Source organism: Undibacterium sp. GW821-FHT11H02, from assembly GCF_058808015.1.
Genome location: NZ_JBXARG010000011.1, coordinates 1 through 23,676, shown reverse-complemented (window position 1 = coordinate 23,676; position 23,676 = coordinate 1). Strand labels below are relative to the sequence as shown.

Sequence of the window (23,676 nt, the reverse complement as noted above, 5' to 3'; positions counted from 1 at the left end):
ATTCTTTGGTTGGATGATCCAAATCCCATCGTCGTGATCTGGCACCATATCTATATCAAAAATTCTGAAAGCCGGGCGATTCAAGCGCCAGCTTATTTCCCTACCTTGGTAACTGCGACTACGTTTGATCAAAATACTGCTGCAGGATCAGCGCCGCAGCTTGATCATCAATATGCTCGCCCTGTTTCACCTTAAACATGGCCGAGGTATAACGCTCATCGACTAATGCGATTTTCACCCCGTAACGTCCATGCAATTGATTAGCAAATCGTTGACAACGCACAGTCATCTCATGTGCCGCGCCATCGGAGTGCATGGGCAAGCCAACCACACATAAAACGGGTTGCCACTCTTGGATTAACTTGGTAATCGCCTCAAATTTTGCATCGTTGCTGGCGGCGCTGATAATGCTCAGGGCCTGTGCCTGTCTGAGCATAGTATTGCCGACCGCGACGCCTATACGTTTTAGGCCAAAATCAAATGCCAAGATGCAGCCACTTAGTTGAGCAGTTTCACCAGTCGGTATGAGACTCATTAAGCGTGTCCCGCGACAGATGCCAGCATCAATGGATCAAAACCCAGTAACTTCATCGCGGCATCAAAACGCTCTTCAATGGGCAGATCAAACATCACACTCAAATCAGCAGGAACCGTCAACCAGCCATTCGCTAAAATTTCTTGTTCTAACTGCCCTGCCCCCCAGCCGGAATAACCAATGCTGAGTAGCAAGCGTTGCGGCGCCTCACCAGCTGCTAAGGACTCTAAAATATCGCGCGAGGTCGTAAAACTGACTTCATCTGTGACTCTTAAGGAAGATGAATACTCACCCGCAGGGGCATGTAAAATGAAACCACGATCACTTTGAACCGGTCCGCCAAACAGCACGGGATGCTGTCCCATAGGGTGCGAATTAGGAATAATCTCTAACTGCAAATCGATACGTTCAAACAAATCAGCAATCGTCATGTCGGTCGGGCGGTTAATCACCATGCCCATGGCACCGCGTGCATTATGCTCACAGACATAAATCAAAGTGCCACCAAAGATGGGATCCATCATGTTCGGCATCGCAATCAGAAAATGATTACTTAAATCCAGCGATTGCGCTGCGACTTCGTCTTTGATAGTGCCGACTTTGAGCTTGATCATAGAGTCTAGTGTGTCAGAAAAATCATAGCCAACCAGTTCGATTTCCTCTCCCTCAAAGTCGTCGACTGGGGAATGTAGTGTTTTTTGCTTCTTCATCCCAGTATTTTATCAGTTTTAGCCGAGTTTTTTGATCTGTGCTATGGTTCCGCGCACAAGTTCGGTATGCCGTTCTATACCATCCTATCCATCCGCGAGTACGGAAACCGTAAATCACTATTTTCACATTAACTATTTCGCAAAAAAATGACCTATTTCAAAAGCTTAGTCTGGTTTCGCCGTGATTTACGTAGTTTTGATCATGCAGCGCTATATCAAGCCTTAAAGCAATCATCTGCATGCTATTGCGTCTTTGTATTTGATCATAAGATTTTGCAGCAGCTCCCCAAACGTGATCGCCGGGTTCAATTTATTCATCAAAGCATTGTTGAATTACGTCAGGAAATAGAAAAACTAGGTGGCAGTCTGATCGTGCGCTATGGCGATCCACGGCAAGAGATTCCTCGCCTGGCAGCACAATTGGAAGTCAATGCCGTATTCGTCAATCGCGACTATGAGCCGGCTGCACAAGAGCGCGATCAGGCAGTCGAGCTTACTTTAAGAAGTTTCAACTGCGACTTCGTTTCGACTAAAGATCAAGTTATTTTTGAGATTGATGAAGTATTGAGTCTGGCTGCAAAGCCATTCTCTGTATTCACTCCCTACAAAAATGCCTGGCTAAAAAAACTCGCCAGCGAAACTGAGGGGGCCGCCGATTTTTACTTTAAGGCCTATCCAATAGAAAAATATGCACACCATTTGGCAAAGCATATTGATAACTCGCTACCATGTCTTGCGGACATGGGTTTCGAAGAACTTAACGAGGGAGAGCTAAAACTACGCGGCGGCATGGCGGCAGGCTCAGCACTATTAGAAGATTTTCTATCGCGCATAGATCAATACGGTAATACACGTGATTTCCCTGCGGTAAAGGGCCCCTCTTACCTATCCGTGCATTTACGTTTTGGCACTGTGTCAATACGGTACCTGGTTGCTCAGGCAATGCGTAACATACGAACAGCCAGCAGCTTGCAAGGTGCAAGTGTTTGGCTATCCGAGCTCATCTGGCGTGATTTTTATTTCATGATCTTGCACCATCATCCGCGTGTGATTGGTCAGTCGTTTAAACCAGAATACGATGCGATACAGTGGGAAAATGGAGCACACGCAAAGCAATTATTCCAAGCTTGGTGCGATGGCAAAACCGGATATCCTTTAGTCGATGCCGCGATGTTGCAATTGAACCAAACTGGTTACATGCACAATCGCCTGCGTATGGTCGTGGCTAGTTTTTTAGTGAAAGACTTGGGCATAGACTGGCGTTGGGGCGAAGCGTATTTTGCCTTACATCTCAATGACTTCGACTTATCCGCCAATAACGGCGGTTGGCAGTGGGCGGCGTCGACTGGCTGCGATGCACAGCCTTATTTCCGCATCTTCAATCCCATCACACAATCCGAAAAATTCGATACAGAAGGTAAATTTATACGCCGCTATTTACCACAGCTTTCCGCTTTAAATGCACGCCAGATTCACGCCCCTTGGAAGCTCAGTGCTATGGAATTAAAAATGGCAAATTTAAACTTGGGTGAAGACTATCCCTTACCCATTATCGAACATGCGCTTGCTAGGAAAAGGACTTTAGAACGATATAGCGTCGTCAAAAAAGTCGCCATCGAATAAAAAAACGCCTCGAATGAGCTCAAGCTTTCGAGGCGTATTGTTTACAACTGACTCTGTGAATCTATGAAATCACTTCTGTTTGCTGACTCACAAAACCGCTGATCGCCGCTAACAAGTCATCTTCACGATAAGGCTTACCGAAGTACTCATTGACACCAAGCTCGGCCGCGTAATTGCGATGTTTATCCGCAGTACGCGACGTGATCATGATAATTGGAATATGCGTAGTTCTGGAATCACTACGAACGTTACGCGTCAAATCGAATCCATCCATACGTGGCATTTCAATATCCACCAGCATCACGTCTGGGGTAATCGACTGCAATTGTTCCAAAGCATCAATACCGTCTTTCGCCAACACGACCTGATAACCTTCACGTACCAACAAACGTTGCGTAACGCGACGCACAGTTAAAGAGTCATCCACCACCATGACAATGTGATGCGAGCGTAAGCCTTGAACTGGTGTAACTTGTGTTGGTACTGAGGCTTGTTCCACCATCTCGGCGACGGCCCCCATATCTTGACTATCAACCACAGTTTCAGGCAACTTGGCTCGTTCATGTTCCAATTTCTGCGCTAAAGGTACAGGATTCAAAATCAAAACAATATTGCCAGAACCAAGTACGGTCGCACCAGCGATACCGATCATACGCGCTAATTGCGGGCCAACGTTTTTGACAACGACCTCGCGGTTACCAATAATCTGATCCACATGAATTGCAACGCGTTCGTTATCGCTCTTCATAATCAAAATCGGCGTGTATTGTTGCGTATCAGGAGTTGCATCGCGTTCGCCTAACATACTCGGCAAATAATGCAGAGAGACGCGACTACCTTGCCACATGATAAAGCCATCGTTATAGGCATTTGCCAGTGCCGCAGATTTCAACTGCTGCACTTGCTCAACTAACACCGAAGGTACGGCAAAAGTTTTACCACCCGCATTCAAAATAACAACCTGCGTCACCGCCAAAGTCAAAGGCAAATGGATCGTAAAATGCGCGCCCTGTCCTTCAACCGAGGTCACGGACACACGACCACCAAGTGAAGCTGCTTCCGAGCGAACCACGTCCATACCCACACCGCGACCTGCTAACTCTGTCACTTCGCTGGCGGTGGAGAAACCTGGTTCAAAAATCAAATTCACAACATCTGACTCACTGATAAAAGTTTCGTCGGTCAACAAACCCACCGTTTTTGCTTTTTCACGAATCCGGTTAATGTTCAAACCTTGTCCGTCGTCGGTGAAATGGATAACCACTTCGTTACCCTCTTGGCGAATCTCAATCAATAATTCGCCGACTTCATTCTTACCACGACCAACACGATCTTGACGCGCTTCTATGCCATGCACAATTGCGTTACGCAACATATGCTCGAATGGCGCAACCATCTTCTCCAAAACGCTACGATCGATCTCCACCGACGTACCGCGAATATCAAGGTTGACCCGTTTATCCACTTCTTTTGCAGTTTGACGAGCAATGCGATACAGACGCTCGGAGACGCTAGAGAACGGAATCATACGTACGCGCATCAGATCTTGTTGCAATTCACGTGTCAAACGTGCCTGTACATTCAAATCCGTCGTGGCACCCTCAATAGTGCGACTTAAAGTTGTTTGCACCGTGGCAACGTCGCTGACACTCTCGGCCATCATACGAGTCAATTCTTGCAAGCGCGTGAAGCGATCGAACTCCAGAGGATCAAATTCACGATCACCGGAAAATGCCATGCGCGAGGTAATTTGCGTTTCCGCCTGAATTTCAACTTCACGTAACTGATCACGCAAACGGCTCACGTTTTCTGTCAACTCTGACAAAGAAGCTTTCAACGTATCAACTTCATTCTCTAACTTAGAACGGGCAATTGAAACTTCACCTGCCTGGTTTACCAAGCGATCTAAGATATCCGCGCGTACCCGAACCAAAGGCACAGGCGCAGAAGCCGCTGCCGTAGCCGTTTGCGGTGCTAACTGACGTGGCGCAGTTGAAATCTTAATCGGCTTAGCAACTGCGATATCTGAAGACTCAAGCGGCTTGCTCGATTCAATAGGTGAATCTGAAGCAGGAAGCTTTAATTCAGTAGCGTTTGATATGTCAGACAATACAGCTTCATCAGTGGCAACATCCGTAGTGGTATCACTGTCTACCTCAATTTCTGGCACAAAACCTGACTGCATTGCATCTTGGAATTGATTGATTTCCTGAGCGACTGTCAGCTCCGCAACAGGTGCTGGCTCCAGAGTTTCAGCCGCCAGATCGGGATTTTGCAGGCGCTCAAATAAGTGCATTGCATAATCCTGGCGAGCAATCAGGTCTTCCAGCAAAGGTTGACGAATCGTGCTACCTGTATGCATCAAATTTTCGATGCGGGTTTCCATATCGTGCGTGTGCTGCCCCAACTGCATCGCACCTGCCATACGGGCACTACCTTTAACAGTGTGCATCAGACGCAAAATGGATTGCGGGATGGCGTCATCCTCAGGGCTTTGCTGCCAAGAACTCAGCAATTGACCTATCATCGGCAACAGATCATTACCCTCTTCCAAGAAAACAGGCAGCAGGTCGTGATCAATCTCATCGCGAACTTTTAATTCAATATCCGATGAGGAACGATCGAGACTCGTCAGATTTTCTGCTTCTGCAACGGGCGCAGGAGCAGCGACCGCGACCGTAGTATCAAACCTAGAAATCTCAACACTATTGTTAGCGTCGAGATTGCTTAAGGTCTCAGAGAATGGCACTTCAGACGCATTAGAAGCCGTCAACTCCAGAGCATCTGCTAATTCTGATGCTACCTCTTCAGTCGCTGTCATCTCTAAAGTGTCAGTCACTTCAGACACTACTTCTACAGGCTGCGCCAAAACAGCACTTGATTCAAGCATTTCTTCCGGATCGAACACATTGGTTGGCTCGAGCATCACCTCAGCAGACACTGGAACAACGAGATCCTCTGCCGCGACATCCGACACAGGGTATTCTTGCTCGGCAGCGATTACATCTTCAACTTCCGACAAAGTCGCTTCAACACTAGATACAAAATCATGGCTACTTTGTATGTCCTGGGAAACTTCCGGTGGGACATCTTCTGGCAAAGCAACTTCAAGCTGTTCATTTTCAACCGGCAACGCTACGATCAAGGCTTCGGCATTTCCAGATTCGTCACTTTCTACTGGCGCAGTATCCAACATCACAGGATCTAAACGCTCATTGGTCGAAGTAATGAATTCCTCGTCATCACCCACATTCGAACGGGCAATAACCGCCTCTAGCAACTGGCCCAGTTTTTGATTTTCAATTGGTGCCCTATCCGCCATTTCAGACAAAGCAAATTTTTGCAACATGAACTTCACACACTCAACCGTATGATCCAAAGTGTCGAATTCAGAAGTCTCTAAACTCACTGGATGACGCTCTAAGCGCTGCAATACATTTTCTAAGCTATGCGCGATTTCTTGCGCCGCGAACAATCCAACTGTCGCAGAACTGCCTGCTAAAGAATGTGCTGCATGCACCGCAAGTCGGGAAACCGGGCGAGTAGGCTCATGGCGCCATTCAGCAAAATCTTGTGCTAAGAAACGAACGATTTCATCGGTCTCTGCCATATAAATAGTGTGCAGAGGCAGACTGATTTCAATTTCACCTATGCGTTTCGTATTATCGTTTTCTTTCGAAACCGGCATAGAAAAATCTGGAAATTCTATAATTTGCGCAGTCTGCTGCTGCGACTCCAGTGCTTGTTCTGTTTCTATAGCAAGCAAAGGTATATCATCTGTGGCAACGTCATTTGCCTGGCGATCAAGCGGCTCCACAAGCAGTTCACTTGCATCCATCATCAAGTCGCTTAAGACATCCGACATCATCGGCAATTCAGTTTCAGCGCTAACTACGCCAACAATCGTTTCTTCTGTGTTTGGAGCAACGAGCAAACCGTCGTTTTCATCAACTGCACTACCAATAACTTCTGCAGTAAATTGTTCTTCAGCGGCTATTTCAGCAAAAACTGGTTCATCAATTCGACGTTCACCTGAAGTTTCGATCGACTCAGGAACGGAAATGTCGAACGCGAAGGCAGGAGAAGATATACCGGAACTCTCACTTACATTGCCAGCTATTGCAGCACTATCGGCATCAACCTGCGACTCAGCATTCAAGGCCAAAGCCTGATCAACCGGCAAACTCAATTCCGGAACATCGATTAAATCTTCAGCAAGCATCAATTCCGGCGCGACAATTTCTTCAGCATCGGGCACAGATAGAGTAGGTGCAAGCTCGACGGAGTCCAACTCAGGCACAAGATTTGGAGTAGTTTCCGCGGAATCAAGTTTAGTAACTACTTGCGTTTCAACACTAAATGGCAATCCTTCTTTTACTCTTAAAGCTGCAGCAATAATCGCTTCAGAATTCCGACTAGAATTACCGGTGGTTTTCAGTTCCTCTACCCAATCAAACATTTCAGTTGCAGCATACTCAAGCAAAGCATACAAAGCATCTGTACCTGAGCGCGAATCTGAGAGCCATAGATTCATTACCTGCTCTATGTTCCAAGCACCCTCGCCAAACACATTCAACCCAACCATACGCCCACTACCTTTTAGGGTATGGAAAGAGCGGCGCAGGCGTATCAAATATTCCTGATTAGCACTATCGTGGCGCGACAATGGAATATTTTCACGTACTGCTGCTAAAACTTCATCAGCTTCCATGAGGAAAATTTCCAACAACTCCGCATCAATCTCAGCCTCTGTTTCAGGCAATTCCTGAGACAATTGAATTTCAGGTGAGGTATCCGTTTGGGTCGTGGCAGCAACAATTTCATTCAACGCTGCATCAGGATGTGAAAAATCGGTATGCGCCAATAAATCGATCGCTGTTTTAGCACGGGCGCTCGCCTCACTGTCATCTAACAGAGCCGCGTAAGAACGTTCGTGGTCGAGCGAGTCTTTTAGCTGAGCCTGTAATTCAGAGTTTTGCGGTGCATCCACCAAGGACGCGAGCAAACGTTCTGATTCTTTTTGTTGCTGCAGCAAATCTTGCTCTGCTGTTACAACAGGCGTTGACTCCGCATTCGTTTCTAAGGGAACCGAAGGTAATAATTCCTTTTCAGGCGCTTTTTCCAAAAGCTTAGACTGAAAAATTCCTTCTTCTGCATCGAACACAAAGCGTTTTTTAGCAAACTCCGGCTGGCTCTGTAAAGTCTCAATAAAAAAGGACAATGCACCAACATTTTGCGCAACCTTTTGATGTAAGGCTGAAATATCAATTCCAGCAGGCCCTTCGCTGCTCATGCACTGTTTGACGAGTTCACGAGTATACGCTACCGCCGCTAATGCCTCCTCCTGATCGAGAATCGCGAGCGCACCGCCGATTTGTGCAAGCGTTCCATCAACTGGCGCTAAGATTGCCATATTCGATACATCACGGAAATGCTCATCCAAAGCTTTTTCAGCATGTTTCAAACTCACCTGCATCTCGCCAACTAATGCCGTCATAGTTTGGCGTTGCTGAGCTTCGCGTGAAATTTCACCTATCCAACTTGCTTGACTTCCGGGAGATTCCCCCCCCACGACCGACAATAATCGTGCAGAAATCTCGTCCGCCCGTGTTGCAAAATTAGCGGGCAAATGCGTGATCTGTTCAAATGCGTTTTCTAAAAACAATAAGCATGTAGCGAGTTCCAGCCCCATACGCTCTTGATCTTGCGCACGTACCGCATGACTCGCCATGCCATTTAATTCACGCAATAATTTAGCCAATGGAGGCGATTGCAAGCCGTTCCCCAACTCCGCCAAATCTTTCATTTTTTGAAAAAATTTATCGGATAAACCGGTGTCCCCGTTGGAGATTCTGCCCCACAAATTTTTAATATTGCCCAGTAATTCTTTGGCGGATGCAAGCACATGCGGCGCAATCAAACCATAGCGTTTTTGATCGTAATCAAGTGGTACGTGATTATCTAACTGGTAGGCTTTGCGAATCTGCGACACGAAAGCAGATGGCTCTTTAACTTGGGCAATAAAAAAAAGGGCATCACGTAGCAAGCGCTCTGGCACACTGGTATTTCCTTCAACCAGGCGTCGGATTTGCAAATTAATGCGGCCCCAAATTTGTTTAATATGCCGCTCATCTTTGGCTTCAACCTGAGCCGTTGACTCCGAAAACGCTCGCATCACCAACCAAAATGCCTTGGTTTGTGAGGTGGTCTGAGCTTGTTCAATTTCGTGAATCAACACACTCATCTGCTTAGACGAGTCTTGCTTAGCATCCGCATTTTTACTAGTCAACAATGTCAATAACAGCTTTTCAAACCGCAAACGTATCGCGCTGTAATTTATCGCAGCTGGGTTTGCTGACAAAGTCAATTCAGGAATTTTTTCTTGTACAGAAAGAGATGGAAAAAATAAATCCGCAGGATGAATGCGCTCAGCACCTTTCAATTCCAACAAGGCCCGATACTCAGGATACAGTCTTACCGGCTGCTGCGCATTGCCAGCTAACAAATCCTCCAAATAACGTAGCACCGCATAAAAGGCTTCCGTGATTTTGTTTGCCACATCTTGAGAATTCTCAAGTTTGCCGGCCTGGATTTTTTCTATTAGTTCTTCAACCGTCTCAGTAACGATTGCGACACCCTCAATTTCAACAATTTGGAGGGCGCCATGGGCTTGATGTAAATAACTTTTAGCCTGTAATAAAGACGTTGCCTGTGCATCAGCGTCTTGACCAATAGCCGCAACCAACAATTTACCCGCACTGGAGAGCGCTTCTCGCAACTCCGTCATCACCCAGGACAAGGGCGCAATATCAAATTGCTCTTGTCCTAAATCTGATGATTTAGAAGAACCTGATGTCATTCTTAAACCCCGCAAACTCTATAAGCGAGAAAGCTAGTTTCTCGCGTTGCATACATGATCAAGTTAAATCAATCTAACTTGCTGTCTAAAATCAGGCAGTAACCCGGAATCGAGACACTGAGTTCTTCAATTCTTCCGCTAACTTAGACAAGTCTTTAATGGAGAGTGAGGTTTGTTGCGTACCGTTTTGTGTTTTTTCAGTAATCGTCAAAATATGTTCAATATTTTGCGCAACGCCATTTGCTGATGTCGCCTGTTGCTCGGTTGACAGTGAAATACCTTGAATCAACTCCGCAAGACGGTTAGAAACGCTACGAATTTCTGACAAAGCCGTACCCGCCGCATCGGAAAGTTTTGCTCCTTCAACCACACCCTGAGTTGATTTTTCCATCGCGGCAACCGCATCGTGCGTATCCGTTTGAATCGTGCGAACCAGAGCACCAATCTGCTTGGTCGCTTCAGCTGAACGTTCCGCTAATCGCTGAACCTCTTCCGCAACCACAGAGAAACCTCGACCCGCTTCACCCGCGGATGCTGCCTGAATCGCCGCATTCAACGCCAAGACGTTGGTCTGTTCGGTAATATCGGAAATCAACTCTGTGATCTCACCAATCTCTTGTGAAGATTCACCAAGACGTTTAATACGTTTAGAAGTTTCCTGGATCTGCTCACGAATCTCGTTCATGCCCTTGATCGTATTTTCCACCGCTAAGGCACCTTGCTCCGCCGCAGCAACTGATTGACGCGCAACCTCGGCAGATTCATTTGCAGAGCGGGAAACTTCGGTAATATCGTTTGCCATCGTAGTAATCGCTTTACCGGCATCAACAATCTCACGCGCTTGTTGATGTGAGGCTTCCAACAATTCATCCGCAATATTTTGCGCTTGAGATGATGCAGAGGTAACTTGCACCGCAGTATTCGTAACGCGACCTACCAGACCACGCAACTCTTCCACCGTGTAATTAACAGAGTCGGCAATCGCACCAGTAATATCTTCAGAAACCGTCGCTTGAACCGTTAAGTCACCGTCCGCCACTTCCTGCAACTCATTCATCAAACGCAAAATCGCAGCCTGATTTTGTTCATTTACGGCGTTCGCTTGCTCCTCTTGCTTTTGCGCCAATTGCATCTGGGCATCGGCCTCAACGCGGCGTTGATTCGCCTCTTTAGTACGATTACGGCTATCTTGCAACAACACGATCGCAATACCTGTCGCTGAAACCAGAGCTAATAAGGCAGTCACAATCAAAAACCAGAATGACAGATTGGTAGAATCTTGCTGTGCAGTGTAAATTTTTTCCAATACTGAAATTTTTTGTTTTAAATCTTCGTTTTCGTTAAAAATTAACTGTTCCGATTTTTTCGCTTCAATAAAATCGTTATTTTTTGCCAAAATATTGTTGACGTGCGTTCTGTATTCAGCAAACGTTTTTTGCAACTCAGTTAATTTGGCGCGGATCGCAGGCTCTTTAGTCGCAGCCAGTTTATTGATCTCACTACCATTCAAAAAGCCTTCAACCAACTCATAGAAGGTGTTTGCATCTTTTCCTAACAAGAATGCTTTTTCTGGATTAATACCTTCTGGTGTCATGAATTCACTCGCGCTTCGAGCCAGACGTTGCGTCAACATAACTAATTGGCCGGACGCGAAAATCGCTTGTGCAGACGCACCGCTTTGTACTTTTTGCGTGGAAATTTCATCAGATAAACTTGCCAGTGTTGGAGACAACAAGTTCATGTTCTCCAAGTCATCTCTAAATCCAGCCAACTCTTTCTTGGTTTTCAAAACGACGGTTGCGGCATTATTCGAATTAGACCAAGCACGTTTGGTGGCAGCCAAAACTGGTTCAGCTGCTGAGCCTGGTTTAGAAATTGTACGGCCTTTATAGTCGCCGCCATTAATCAATACATTCAAGTTTGAATTAATTGCTTTCTGACTCTCTTCCAATTGCGAAAACGCTGCAGGTTTGCCGTAAATCGCGTTTGGCGCTGCCTTACCGATACGTTGCGAGTGCATCAAGACCTCGCCGGCAATCTGTGCTTGCGTAGAAATCAATGCAGATTGACTCGCATTCAACCAAACAAAGATCGCACTCAATACCAAGGACACCGACATTGCGATCAATAAATAACGAATCTGCTTCTGCAGCGGCAAATGACCAATTAATGGCAATCGCACATCACGCCCACCTTCGATTGCATTGCCAATAATTGTGGCATCAACCCTATCCATCGTTCTTTCTTCAAATGGAACTTCTTCTGGGGTTGCAACGATGGGTTCTGCCAAGTCTTCTGTCACGCTTCGAACATTTTGCGCTTCTTCAATCTCTGCAACCGGCACAATTTCACTTTCGATAGAACGCATCGGTGTCTCTGAAGCTTGATTCGCGAAGTCTAGATCTTGGACTTCCTGATCCTCAGTCGAATGTGGTTGGGTATTTAATGCCATTACAAAATCTCCTAAACGATTGAAAAGCTAGGCTTTCTTTATATTACCTGCACGTTATTTCTTTTTTTACAAACCTATGTGCAAAAATTCCTGATCTTGCACTAAAAGTGAGAGGCTTAATTGCGACCAGATTTGGCCATCTGCATCGATAAATCTATTCAAAACCCACGATCTGGCTTTCTTTTCTTGTGTAGCGAGTTCTTCGCTATCATCAATCAACTGCATCTCATCAGCATTGCGTAAGCCCAAGACCTTTGAGACTAATAAGCCACTATTAAACGATAAGCTATTCGAGAAAGCCAAAACCCGACAAGAAGAGTCTTGATTGGTCGGTTCACCACCTTCGAATAGGGAGTAATCAATTACGCTGGTCAAGCTACCACGCACATTTGAAAGTCCAAGGTACCATGCCTTGGTCAGCGGAACTTTAGTCAAGTTTCCAGATGAAACTATCTCACCTGCCTCGCGCAAATCAATAAGATAACGCGTACGTCCAATTAAAACGCCAAGTTGATTGGCACGAACGTGGGAGCCAGCCTTTGCAGCTTGCATGCGCTCCATCAATTGAGCTTGAAAATCACGCAAACGAGCGCGTCGTCTGACTGATTTAGATAGCGTTACTTCGGGTTCCGCAAATGCGACTTTATCGATGGCGTTCTCTGTCATAGCTAGTTGTATTTAACCGAGTGCAGCGATTTTTGCTAACAACTCTTGTGGGTCAATTGGCTTTACCAAATAATCACGCGCTCCCTGGCGTAAACCCCAAATACGATCAGTCTCTTGATTTTTACTTGTGCAAATAATCACAGGAACATCTTGCATTTCAGGGTCTCGTGAGATCGCACGAGTAATTTGAAATCCGTTCTGACCTGGCATTACCACGTCCATCAAAATGAGTTGCGGCTTATCTGCCTTAATCTTAGTGAGAGCATCTTCGCCGTTTTCAGCGGTCGATACGGAGAAACCGTTTTTTACAAGTATATCTGTTAAAAAATAACGCTCAGTCGGAGAGTCATCGACGATAAGGATTTTCTGTATTGCCATTTTCAACCTCGAAAAATATTTTTGAAACTTATTTAAAATTCATTGAAAACATAGTCTGAAAACATCAACTCGAATGTGCTTCAGATGTATATTTACGCACCGTTTTCAGCAAGCTATCTTTAGTAAAGGGCTTTGTTAAATACTCCTCTGAGCCCACCATAGCGCCACGAGCACGATCAAAAAGGCCATCTTTGGAAGACAACATGATGACAGGCGTATCACGAAATTTGGCGCTCTTTTTTATCAAGGCACAAGTTTGATAGCCATCAAGCCTGGGCATCAAAATATCACAAAAAATTAGGTGGGGGTGGGTATCGTTAATCTTAGCAAGCGCATCAAAGCCATCCTCTGCTAAAACCACTTTATAGCCAACTTGCCCCAAGAATATTTCCGCAGATCGACGAATAGTACTACTGTCGTCTATCACTAAAATTCTTAAATTTTCATTGCCTGTTGTGCTTGACATGAGACGTTCTCGGAGTGGAAAGAGTTATTACTACATCGCACTTTAACAAAAATTAACTAGCTTGAAGCAATTTTTCGGCCATTCTTCACCATGAAACAACAATTCAGGCCGTCGCACAGAAAAAAAACCCATATTAAGCAAGTTAATGTAGATGCCCTTAATTCAATTTAATTTAGTCAACTAATTCTATATTGCTACCATATCAAAATCGTCTTTACGTGCGCCGCATTCTGGGCAAGTCCAATTGAGCGGCACATCTTCCCATTTGGTTCCGGCTGGTATGCCATCTTGCGGGAGTCCTTGCTCCTCATCGTAAATCCAACCACATATTAAACACATCAATGTCTTATATTCCACGCAATCAATTCCTTTTAGATAACGACTTAAACTTTGGCTTGAGGTATTATCACCCGCACAATGTGTTGAATATATTAACTTACAACCAGCTTGTTAGGAGATAGGACACGCAAGAATAATCAATCTTCGCTTTTTATTCCACAAATTTCCTCGCAAATTTGGCAGTGTCATTTTTATTTTCATCATTTTTTCACTTAACTTATTTTGGTGTAGCGTCATAACAAGACATCACAAGAACGACGCGCAACACCGATTTTGCAATTAGACAATTCTATTAATAATTTTTTGAGCGCACTTTTATGTCATTAAATGAAACATTATTTCAAAGAGCACAAGTAACCACGCCGGGCGGCGTTAATTCGCCAGTACGTGCTTTCCGTTCAGTAGGCGGTACGCCTCGCTTTATCAAGAAAGCCGAAGGCCCGTACTTTTGGGACGCGGACGATAAGAAATATATCGACTATATAGGATCTTGGGGGCCTGCCATTCTGGGGCACGCTCACCCTCAGGTTATTCAAGCTGTTCAGCAAGCTGCGAGTCTGGGCTTAAGTTTCGGTGCGCCGACCGAAGCCGAGATTTTAATGGCAGAAGAAATATGCAAATTGGTTCCTTCTATTGAACAAGTACGATTGGTTTCAAGCGGCACCGAAGCGACCATGAGCGCTCTGCGTCTCGCGCGGGGCGCAACCAAGCGTGACAAAATAATTAAATTTGAGGGCTGCTATCACGGCCATGCAGATTCACTTCTAGTCAAAGCGGGCAGCGGCCTACTGACCTTTGGCAACCCTACTTCGGCCGGCGTACCTGAAGATTTCACCAAGCATACTTTAGTGCTGGACTACAACAATTGCGATCAACTTGAATCAGCATTTCAGCAGTTTGGTGATCAGATTGCTTGTATCATCGTTGAACCAGTCGCGGGTAATATGAACTTGATCAAAGCCACTGAAGAATTTCTTCACACCATGCGACGCCTCTGCACACAGCATGGCAGTATTTTGATTTTCGATGAGGTGATGTGTGGCTTCCGTGTCGCACTTGGTGGCGCGCAGTCTTTATACAACATCAAGCCTGACTTAACTGCTTTAGGCAAAGTGATTGGGGGGGGACTACCTGTTGCTGCCTTTGGTGGAAGAGCCGATATCATGGCACATCTGGCACCTTTGGGTGGCGTTTATCAAGCTGGTACCTTATCAGGCAACCCTGTCGCGGTCGCCGCTGGCTTAACGACATTGAAATTAATTCAAACACCGGACTTTTACAAAAAATTAGCAGCGCAAACGCAAAAATTGGTTGATGGTTTAAATTTAGTCGCGCAAGAGTCAAAACTGAACTTCTGCGCAGATGCAATTGGTGGCATGTTTGGCCTGTATTTCAATGAAACAATCCCGTCCAGTTTCGAACAAGTTATGAAGTCTGATGCAAAGCAGTTCAGCGTCTTTTTTCATAAGATGTTAGATCATGGCATATATCTTGCTCCTTCCGCCTTCGAAGCTGGATTTGTCTCTGCTACTCACGATGATAAGGTGATAGAAACGACAATTGACGCGGCGCGTTTGGCATTTGGCGAATTAACATGTAAATAATTGGCGTGTAAATAATAATTACCAATTTACCTGGAATCTCACAATCTGTTAATTTTTGAAAAATAGACATTAAGACCTACATTTTTCAATATACGTACCGATAAGCTTCTGATATCTTTCGCCGCACTTACTTTGATCTTTCGAGAAAAAAATGCAACTAAACCTAAGAAAACTCAGTCTCTCCATTGGCTTAATTTCGACAACTTTATGGGCTCAGGCGCAAACTCAAACGCTCAAGGAATCCGCACAACAAGCGATCTTGAGCAATCCTGAAGTACAAGCAAAGTGGCATAGCTTCCAATCAACCAGTTCAGGCCGCGACGCTGCGTTTGGTGCTTATTTGCCAAGTATCAACTTAAGCCTTGACACAGGTAAAGATAATCACGAGACGCGCTTAGGTAAGTCTGATTTATCACGCAGTTCTGCAGCCATAAGCCTCAATCAAATGTTGTTTGATGGTTTTCTTACCAGTAATCAGGTTAAACAGCTCGATCACTTGAAACGTGTACGTTTCTTTGAGCTGCAGGACACTTCGGAAGCAGTCGCACTTGAAGTCGTGCGTGCTTATTCTGATGTAGTTCGTTTCCGCAAGTTAGTTGCTTTATCAGAAGACAATTATGTCCGTCACCGTGCCGTCTTTGAACAAATTCAAGCAAAAACAAAAGCAGGAGTCAGCCGCCGTGTCGATTTGGAACAGATCTCGGGAAGGCTTGCCTTGGCAGAATCCAATCTGGTCACAGAGATTTCAAATCTACATGATGTTAGCGCCCGCTTCCAAAGACTGGTAGGCGTAATGCCGGGTAAAGATCTTGAAAATCTCAATGTATTTTCAAGTGGCATGCCAAATTCGATTACCTCAGCCTTACATACTGCCTTCACCACCCATCCAGCTTTGTTAGCAAGCATAGAAAATATTGCCTCGGTCAATAGTGGTTTAGATTCCCGACGTTCTGCCTATCAACCTCGTCTTGACTTCAAAGCTCGCAGCGAACGCGCTAATAATATTAACTACTTGACGGGTCGCACCAACAACAACTCCGCAGAAATTGTAATGACGTGGAATTTGTTCAATGGTGGCAGTGATAAAGCCCGGGTTCAAGAAGCAGCCAATCAAGTCAATATTGCGAAAGACTTAAGAGACAAAGCTTGCAGAGATATACGACAAACTTTGGCGATTGCTTACAATGACACACGCAAGTTGACTGAGCAGCTAAATTTCCTTGACCAACATCAACTCTCTATCGAAAAAGCCCGCGATGCCTATCGTCAACAGTTCGATATTGGTCAACGCTCACTATTAGATTTACTCGATACTGAGAACGAGTTGTTTCAAGCAAAGCGCTCATTTACAAACGCCGAGATCGATCTGTTCATGTCTTATGCCCGAACCCACGCAGGCATGGGCAAATTGCATGCTGCAATCGGCCTAGCACGTAGAGATGATGGCGACAACACCTTAAAGATGTTAGATGCCAAAGCGGATGAAGCATCGGCAAACTGCCCTATCGAGTCACCTGATATCTACGTAATTAATAAAGCTGCATTAGATAAAAGAGCACTTGAAGGTATCTCGTTTACAGAACAACCCATTAAACAAACTGCACTTGTTCCACCAGCAGCGAAAGTAACCACGAACGAGAGCCCTGCAGTCCCTGTTGACAGTAAGAGCCTGGCGCGCAGCTCGATATTGAATTCACTTAAGGGCTGGCGCGAGGCATGGGTAAGTCGTAACCCAGAAGCCTATTTTAGTTATTACTCGAAAAATTATACTTCTCGTGAATCTTGGAAATCGGCGAGACGTGCGCGTTTATTTAGTGCAGAGAAAATCACTCTAGATTTGTCTGACATAAAATTCAGCATGCAAGATGCAAAACATGCGACAACTAGTTTCCAGCAAGATTATCGTTCGGTAATCTATCAAGACAATTTGCAAAAAACCATCTACTGGGAAGAAATAAATGGCAAATGGCAAATCGTGAATGAATTGGTTTTTGGGCCAAAAGCAAAACAATGGTAATTATGCTTCGCTGTTAGAATTAAAAAAGCCCGTAACTTTTACGGGCTTTTTTTACAAAAAACTTCGACGATACCGGACAGAACTTTATGTTTCTCTAGGTGAGTATTTTTTCTTGTAGAATGGGTAGAACAATATCGAAGCTTATAACGTGGATCAAGATTTTTGCTAAGCTTTGAAAATAGTCTCACATAGCTTATTTGCACACTGGGTAGATTTCTAATTGTTCACATCCGCTAACCATCAACGACATGGTCGACGTTTTACACTATCGATAATTTTATTTGTCGCTGCTTTGGCATTAGTCCCTTTTTCTTATGGATTAAATTGGGATAAGCTGAGACAAAGTTATCGTGCATTGTCGAATAATGAACAAACATTCAATGAATGGAATAATCTTCTCTCTGGGTTAAGTGATGCAAGCTTGGATGCCAAACTACAAAAAGTTAATCAGTTCTTTAATCGAAAGTTGAGTTACACAGACGATATCGACCTATGGGGTCAGTCTGATTATTGGGCGACACCTTTAGAAAGTTTATCCAAAGGCAAAGCGGATTGTGAAGATTATGTTATTGCCAAATACTTTAGCTTGCGCAGTTTAAATATTCCGGATTCGCAGTTGCGTTTAGTTTATGTCAAAGCACGCATAGGCGGCCCGAATAGTAGTGTGACACAAGCGCATATGGTGCTCGCATTTTATCCTTCAGCCGATGGCGAACCTTTAATTCTAGATAATCTGATTACGGATATTCGGCCAGCCTCGCGCCGCACCGATTTAAGTCCGATTTTCAGTTTTAATGGCTTAGGTATTTTTGCAGGCTCGGCTAGCAATGCAAGCTTAGGTCCCGGTGGTACGAGCCGCCTTTCGCGCTGGCAAGATTTATTGGAACGAGCTCATAAAGAAGGATTTGAGTGATGATCGAAGCATATGCATTTGTCTGCTCATTGAGTGAAGTACTCGAGGACAAACACAGTAGCAAGAATTAAAAATTTTCAAAGGAAAGACTATGTCGATGTATCGCCAACTATGGTTCGCCATTATCTTGAGTACCTTAATTGCACTCGCCGGCAGTTTATTCGCTTCAACGATGAGTTCTCGTGCTTATTTAAATGAGCAATTAAGGATGAAAAATTCAGACAATGCGACAGTTCTGGCTTTGTCCTTGAGCCAAAAAAATGTTGATCCGATTGAATTGGAATTGATTCTCAGCTCCTTATTTGACAATGGGCACTATGCATCAATCAAAATGCTTGATCCGGCGGGAAAAGTTCTGATAGAAAAAAAAGCCGGCTTAGAACTGTCGCGGGTTCCTGAGTGGTTTATGGCATTATTCCCTATTCAATCAACGCCTGGCCAAGCACAAATTAGCAATGGCTGGAAACAATTGGGAACGATTGCGTTGGTTAGTCAAAGTGGTGACGCCTACTACACCCTGTGGAAATCCGCGCAGGAAATGTTCGCCGCTTTAGCCTTATCAGGCCTGGTGGCATGCTATTTGGGCGCCTTGGTTCTGCGTCGTTTGAAAAAACCTTTAAACGCAGTTATTGCGCAAGCACAAGGGATCACCGAACGTCGATTTATTATTACACCAGAATCTAATGTTCCCGAACTCAAGCAATTATCAACCGCGATGAACTCCACCGTCGGCTTATTGCAATCGATGTTCGCTGCGGAGGCTGAGCGCTTAGAAACACTGCGCCAGCAAGCCAACTCTGATGCGGCAACCGGCCTTGCAAACCGGGCTCATTTCTTAGCCCAACTTCAAGTCGCGATAGAGGAAGAGAATGCGCCAGCAGGTAGCTTGCTCATGATCAAACTATCTGGACAAGGCTTAGCGCTAGCCAACAAGACTTTGGGCAGAAATAAGACCGAAGCACTACTCAAAGATTTAGGAAAACTTTTGCGTAGCTATCAAACCCAATTACCTGATGGGTTTGCTGCACGTTTAAATGGTACTGATTTCGCGCTGCTTTTTCGCGAGAGCGACGCCGAGCCCATCGCACAAAAATTATTAGCCGAAATTGGTAACATCTTTTCCGCAATGCCCGAAACTTGCGCGGTTTTCATTGGTTTCGGCGGCTACGAATACGGAATTAGTACGGGAAGTTTATTGGCACAAATTGATGCCGCTCTTGCCAGCGCAGAGGCAAATGGCATCAGTAATATTTGCAAATCCACCCCTTTGAACATAGAACAAGCACCTCGCAGTGCCGAAGAATGGTCTAAATTAATCTTACGCGCTATCGAACAAAATTGGGTAAAACTCGCCTATTTCCCCGTTACCTCAACTGATGGCACGCTATTACACAAAGAGTCTGCCTTACGCTTGATGTTTGGAGGTGAATGGTTCCCTGCCGGCCGCTTTCTCCCTATAGCAGAACGCTTGGGTCTGACAGAAAAACTCGATTTAATTGCGATTAAACTGGCATTGGACGAGTTACAAAAATCTTCATCGAAAGAGGATATCGCAGTCAATATTTCGGCACAATCGACACAAAGTGCCTCATTCAGAACGCAAATTAGAAGCATGATGCTGGCTAAGCCTGAGGCAAGTAAACGACTCTGGTTAGAGATCCCTGAAAACGGTGCATTTGCAAATATTGATGGTTTCCGCGCCTTCCATAAAGACATTTCAAGTACAGGTTGCAAACTAGGCTTGGAACACTTCGGCCGGCAATTCGACAAAATCAATTTGATTCATGATTTAAAACTAAACTACGTCAAACTCGATGGTGGTTTTGTTAGAAATATTGAACTCAATGAAGCTAATCAAGCGTTTATTAAAGGTATTTGCGTTATCGTGCATAGACTTGCACTGTCAATTTTCGCGGAAGGTGTGACTAGTGCTGCGGAATTGGAAATGATTAATCACTTGGGTTTAGATGGTGCAACCGGCCCAGAAGTAGGCAGACTTTTTCCACTGGTGAATCAATAAATCGCAATGACAATTGCTAGGCCGCGATCTGCCTCTTGAATGAGCTCGTGGATTTATCAATGTGAATTGAATTAGAAATAAAACTCAAAAACTCAACTTAAAATAAAAAGGGACTATGCAAAAAACATAGTCCCTTTTTCATATCTACTGATTTGGGTTAATCAGTAATCAACTTTCCTTTCGCAATCAAATCATTGATCACTTGCAGGTCGGTAGTGAAGCTACTGGTCAAATTCACGCCATTAAAGATAATCTGTTGCACATCGTTGTTTGTGACATTCGTTGGATTGGATGCCACAGGATTACCTGCAGTAAATGCTCCCGATGTACTGATGTACAAAGTAGTGTTTGTACCATCGAAATTGAAATGCAGGAACTTATCCAGCGTTGCACTGGATTCGCCGACCAACAGATCACGTAAATCAAGACGATCACCACCTGTAGAATAATTAGCGGTTGCAAAATCAGTGATTCTATCTACGGCAGGTGTTGCAGTGGTTCCATTTTCATTCAATGACCACTTAAATGTGTCTGCGCCAGCACCGCCAGTTAAACTATCATTACCAGCGCCACCGATCAGAACGTCATCGCCACTGTTTCCACTTAACGTGTCATTACCAGCATAACCAAACAAAATATCTGCGACGCTATTTTGTCCAGTTAATGTATTCGCTGTTGCTGTACCTTCAATATTTCTATATCCACCAATCTCAATGTTCAACACATTGGTCGATGTGTCGCCGTCACGGTCGGTGAAAGTATAGTTAAACGATGCCGTCAACTGAGTGCCCGTCGCTAACGAACTTCTGGTCGCTTCGTTCATTGTGAATGTGTAAGTACCATCCGCATTGCCGACAAAGGTGCCGTAAGTACTTGTGCCACTCCAAGAAACCGCACTTGTCAATCCATCAGCACCACCTTGTGCAAGCACTCTGCCTGACGCTACCGGCAAAGGTTCGACTGTGGTCACTGAGGCAAAAATACCGAAAGTGCTCGCTGCGCTTTCAAGTGTTCGGATTTGCGTTACCAGATTGCCGTCTGCATCTTTAAAGCCATTCAGATTAACCACATAATTTTGTCCAGCAATATTGATCGTTGAACTCGTGGCCGGTAACTGAATAATATCTTTAGATGCTTCAGGATCACTGGTGTTAGTTGTTTCGGTGTGATCCAAAACGACCGTAAATGGAACATTAGTTGATACGCCATTGATAACTACATCAAATGAAATAGTCAAATCAGTTTTATCTAGCGACGCACCTGACACTGGGAAATTATTATGCGTAAATTTACCAACCTCAAAAAGCTGACCTAAAGTCACAGTAGTTCCTGTAGAGCTTGTAAATCCCACTGTATCGACCAAATCATAACCAGACTGCGTACCGCCTGTACCCCACAGCAAGCGATCAGATAATGTATCAGTTGAATCTACATTGACATTCGTTACTGCGCCGCCACTTGTATTGACCGCATTGACGAAACCTGCATCCAGATCGTTCACACTGATGTTATCTACACCAACAAATAACTGATGCGAGAACACCGTAGTCACAGGTGAGTCATCTTCAATATTAATCGTTAAGGTACCAGTACCAACACCAAATCCGTCACTAGCACCAACTCCAAAACTCAATGCCCGGATATTTTCACCACCAGCAGTAACATGATCTATAGGTGCCAACAAATTAAATGTATATGCGCCTGTGTTATTGATGGTTAATGTTGCTACCTGAGTCGCGCCTGCAGTACCTGTGTAAGTTTGTCCCACCAAATTCCAAGTCACTGCCACACCGTTCGATGTTATGCCTGCAGGGGCGGAAGTCAAACTCCACGCACTCACCGTACCATCAGGATCTGTTGCAGTCATTGTGCCGGAAGTCGTAGTGGAGTTTGTCGTATCACTTGGATTACCTACTGTATCTGTTATACCTGAACTCAACCCTTCCTCTGATACATTACCACTCTGAGCTGCAACTGTTGGTAAGACATTATCAGTAATTGTTGCTGTACCTACTGCCGTCACATTGCTTGTTACGCCTGCTGTTCTAGTTGCAGTCAAAGTGAAATTCTCTGCTGACTCAACTAAAGAATCAGTAAGAATTGGCGTACGCACTAAGACGTTCAATGTACCTGCAGGAATGGTAACAGTATTTGCATTTACCCATGTAGTACCTCCATTTGTGGACACTTGCAAATTACTTGCGCCAGCTGAGCCATAATCTACGCCTGCACCGCTCGCAGATCCATTAGTTAGGGCCAAATTAAAGCTGGTTGCAACACTACTCAATCCACTTAAACTTAACGTAAACTGAGCAAACCCACCACTTTCAGCAACCGTAACATTCGATACAGCAGCAGTTGGCACTGGCTCATTATCAACAATACCACCATTACCTGTCACGCCACCAATGACCATTGGCAATGTTTCCGTCGTAGCAGAGTCAGCCACTGCATCATCGATTGTGGCTACCGTGACCGTGAAGCTCGCTACACCCGCTGGAACGATCAAGTTACCACCGACTAAAGTCACGCCATTGCTAAACGTTGGCGTTGTGTTGTAATCACTACCAGCGGTCGCGGTACCACCACCTAAGGTGTAAGCATAGGTTGAAGTGTTTGACGTCATACCCGACAAGGTCACGGTGTAGACCAAGTTAGTGCCTTCGACCACATTGTCGTCACCTGCGCCCGGTGCACCTGGTTCTACGGTTGTTACGGTCGGTTTGTCATTGTCCGTAATGCCACCAGCGCCGGTCACGCCTGCAATCACCAATGGTAAAGTTTCTGGTGTCACTGACTCCAAGGCCACATCGTCAATCGTTGCTACCGTCACCGTGAAGCTCGCTACACCCGCTGGAACGATCAGATTGCCACCGACTAAAGTCACGCCATTGCTGAACGTTGGGGTCGTGTTGTAATCACTGCCTGCGGTCGCAGTACCACCACCTAAGGTGTAAGCATAGGTTGAGGTATTCGACGTCGTGCCCGACAAGGTCACGGTGTAGACCAAGTTAGTGCCTTCGACCACATTGTTATCACCTACACCTGGTGCGCCTGGTTCTACGGTCGTTACGGTCGGTTTGTCATTGTCCGT

Annotated in this window: 14 protein-coding genes; 5 read left to right on the top strand and 9 right to left on the bottom strand. The window is 45.1% G+C overall.

What is annotated here, in order from left to right:
• Window positions 1–118: 118 nt before the first annotated feature.
• On the bottom strand, window positions 119–535 hold the full coding sequence (gene ruvX / locus AC1RR2_RS12280) for a Holliday junction resolvase RuvX (protein WP_493222550.1): 417 nt from the start codon (window positions 533–535) through the stop codon (window positions 119–121).
• Entirely contained in the window at window positions 535–1,149 is a 615-nt protein-coding gene (locus AC1RR2_RS12275; protein WP_493222670.1) for a YqgE/AlgH family protein, read from the bottom strand. Before AC1RR2_RS12275 ends, ruvX begins: the two co-directional genes overlap by 1 nt.
• Window positions 1,150–1,392: 243 nt before the next feature.
• Here AC1RR2_RS12275 and AC1RR2_RS12270 point away from each other — a divergent pair, with 243 nt between their 5' ends.
• Entirely contained in the window at window positions 1,393–2,868 is a 1,476-nt protein-coding gene (locus AC1RR2_RS12270) for a cryptochrome/photolyase family protein (protein ID WP_493222549.1), read from the top strand.
• A 61-nt stretch (window positions 2,869–2,929) separates the two neighbouring features.
• Here AC1RR2_RS12270 and AC1RR2_RS12265 read toward each other — a convergent pair whose 3' ends face one another.
• From AC1RR2_RS12265 to AC1RR2_RS12240, 6 genes are all read right to left on the bottom strand, one after another.
• Window positions 2,930–9,727 (bottom strand): hybrid sensor histidine kinase/response regulator, encoded by a 6,798-nt coding sequence (locus tag AC1RR2_RS12265; protein ID WP_493222548.1) that lies wholly within the window; start codon window positions 9,725–9,727, stop codon window positions 2,930–2,932.
• A 91-nt stretch (window positions 9,728–9,818) separates the two neighbouring features.
• Window positions 9,819–11,963, bottom strand: a complete 2,145-nt coding sequence (locus AC1RR2_RS12260; protein WP_493222669.1) for a methyl-accepting chemotaxis protein — start codon at window positions 11,961–11,963, stop codon at window positions 9,819–9,821.
• Between the two features lie 282 nt (window positions 11,964–12,245).
• Window positions 12,246–12,845: a chemotaxis protein CheW gene (locus tag AC1RR2_RS12255; protein ID WP_493222547.1), complete on the bottom strand. Its 600-nt coding sequence runs from the start codon at window positions 12,843–12,845 to the stop codon at window positions 12,246–12,248.
• Between the two features lie 12 nt (window positions 12,846–12,857).
• The gene (locus AC1RR2_RS12250; protein WP_493222546.1) at window positions 12,858–13,223 is read right to left on the bottom strand and encodes a response regulator transcription factor; all 366 of its coding nucleotides are present in this window, start codon (window positions 13,221–13,223) and stop codon (window positions 12,858–12,860) included.
• A gap of 64 nt (window positions 13,224–13,287) precedes the next feature.
• Entirely contained in the window at window positions 13,288–13,689 is a 402-nt protein-coding gene (locus tag AC1RR2_RS12245; RefSeq protein ID WP_493222545.1) for a response regulator, read from the bottom strand.
• 186 nt (window positions 13,690–13,875) lie between these two features.
• The gene (locus tag AC1RR2_RS12240) at window positions 13,876–14,046 is read right to left on the bottom strand and encodes a rubredoxin (protein WP_493222544.1); all 171 of its coding nucleotides are present in this window, start codon (window positions 14,044–14,046) and stop codon (window positions 13,876–13,878) included.
• 299 nt (window positions 14,047–14,345) lie between these two features.
• Here AC1RR2_RS12240 and hemL point away from each other — a divergent pair, with 299 nt between their 5' ends.
• The 4 genes from hemL to AC1RR2_RS12220 all read left to right on the top strand — a co-directional run bounded on the left by hemL (window position 14,346) and on the right by AC1RR2_RS12220 (window position 20,582).
• Complete coding sequence (gene hemL, locus AC1RR2_RS12235; RefSeq protein ID WP_493222543.1) at window positions 14,346–15,632, top strand: glutamate-1-semialdehyde 2,1-aminomutase; 1,287 nt, start codon at window positions 14,346–14,348, stop codon at window positions 15,630–15,632.
• A 151-nt stretch (window positions 15,633–15,783) separates the two neighbouring features.
• Window positions 15,784–17,649 (top strand): TolC family outer membrane protein, encoded by a 1,866-nt coding sequence (locus tag AC1RR2_RS12230; RefSeq protein ID WP_493222542.1) that lies wholly within the window; start codon window positions 15,784–15,786, stop codon window positions 17,647–17,649.
• Between the two features lie 220 nt (window positions 17,650–17,869).
• A complete protein-coding gene (locus tag AC1RR2_RS12225) occupies window positions 17,870–18,562 on the top strand; it encodes a transglutaminase-like cysteine peptidase (protein ID WP_493222541.1) in 693 nt (230 codons plus the stop codon).
• A 91-nt stretch (window positions 18,563–18,653) separates the two neighbouring features.
• Window positions 18,654–20,582: a bifunctional diguanylate cyclase/phosphodiesterase gene (locus AC1RR2_RS12220; RefSeq protein WP_493222540.1), complete on the top strand. Its 1,929-nt coding sequence runs from the start codon at window positions 18,654–18,656 to the stop codon at window positions 20,580–20,582.
• Window positions 20,583–20,739: 157 nt separating this feature from the next.
• Here the strand turns inward: AC1RR2_RS12220 and AC1RR2_RS12215 are convergent.
• Window positions 20,740–23,676 (bottom strand): beta strand repeat-containing protein (locus AC1RR2_RS12215; protein ID WP_493222539.1); only part of this gene is annotated, 2,937 nt, incomplete at its 5' end.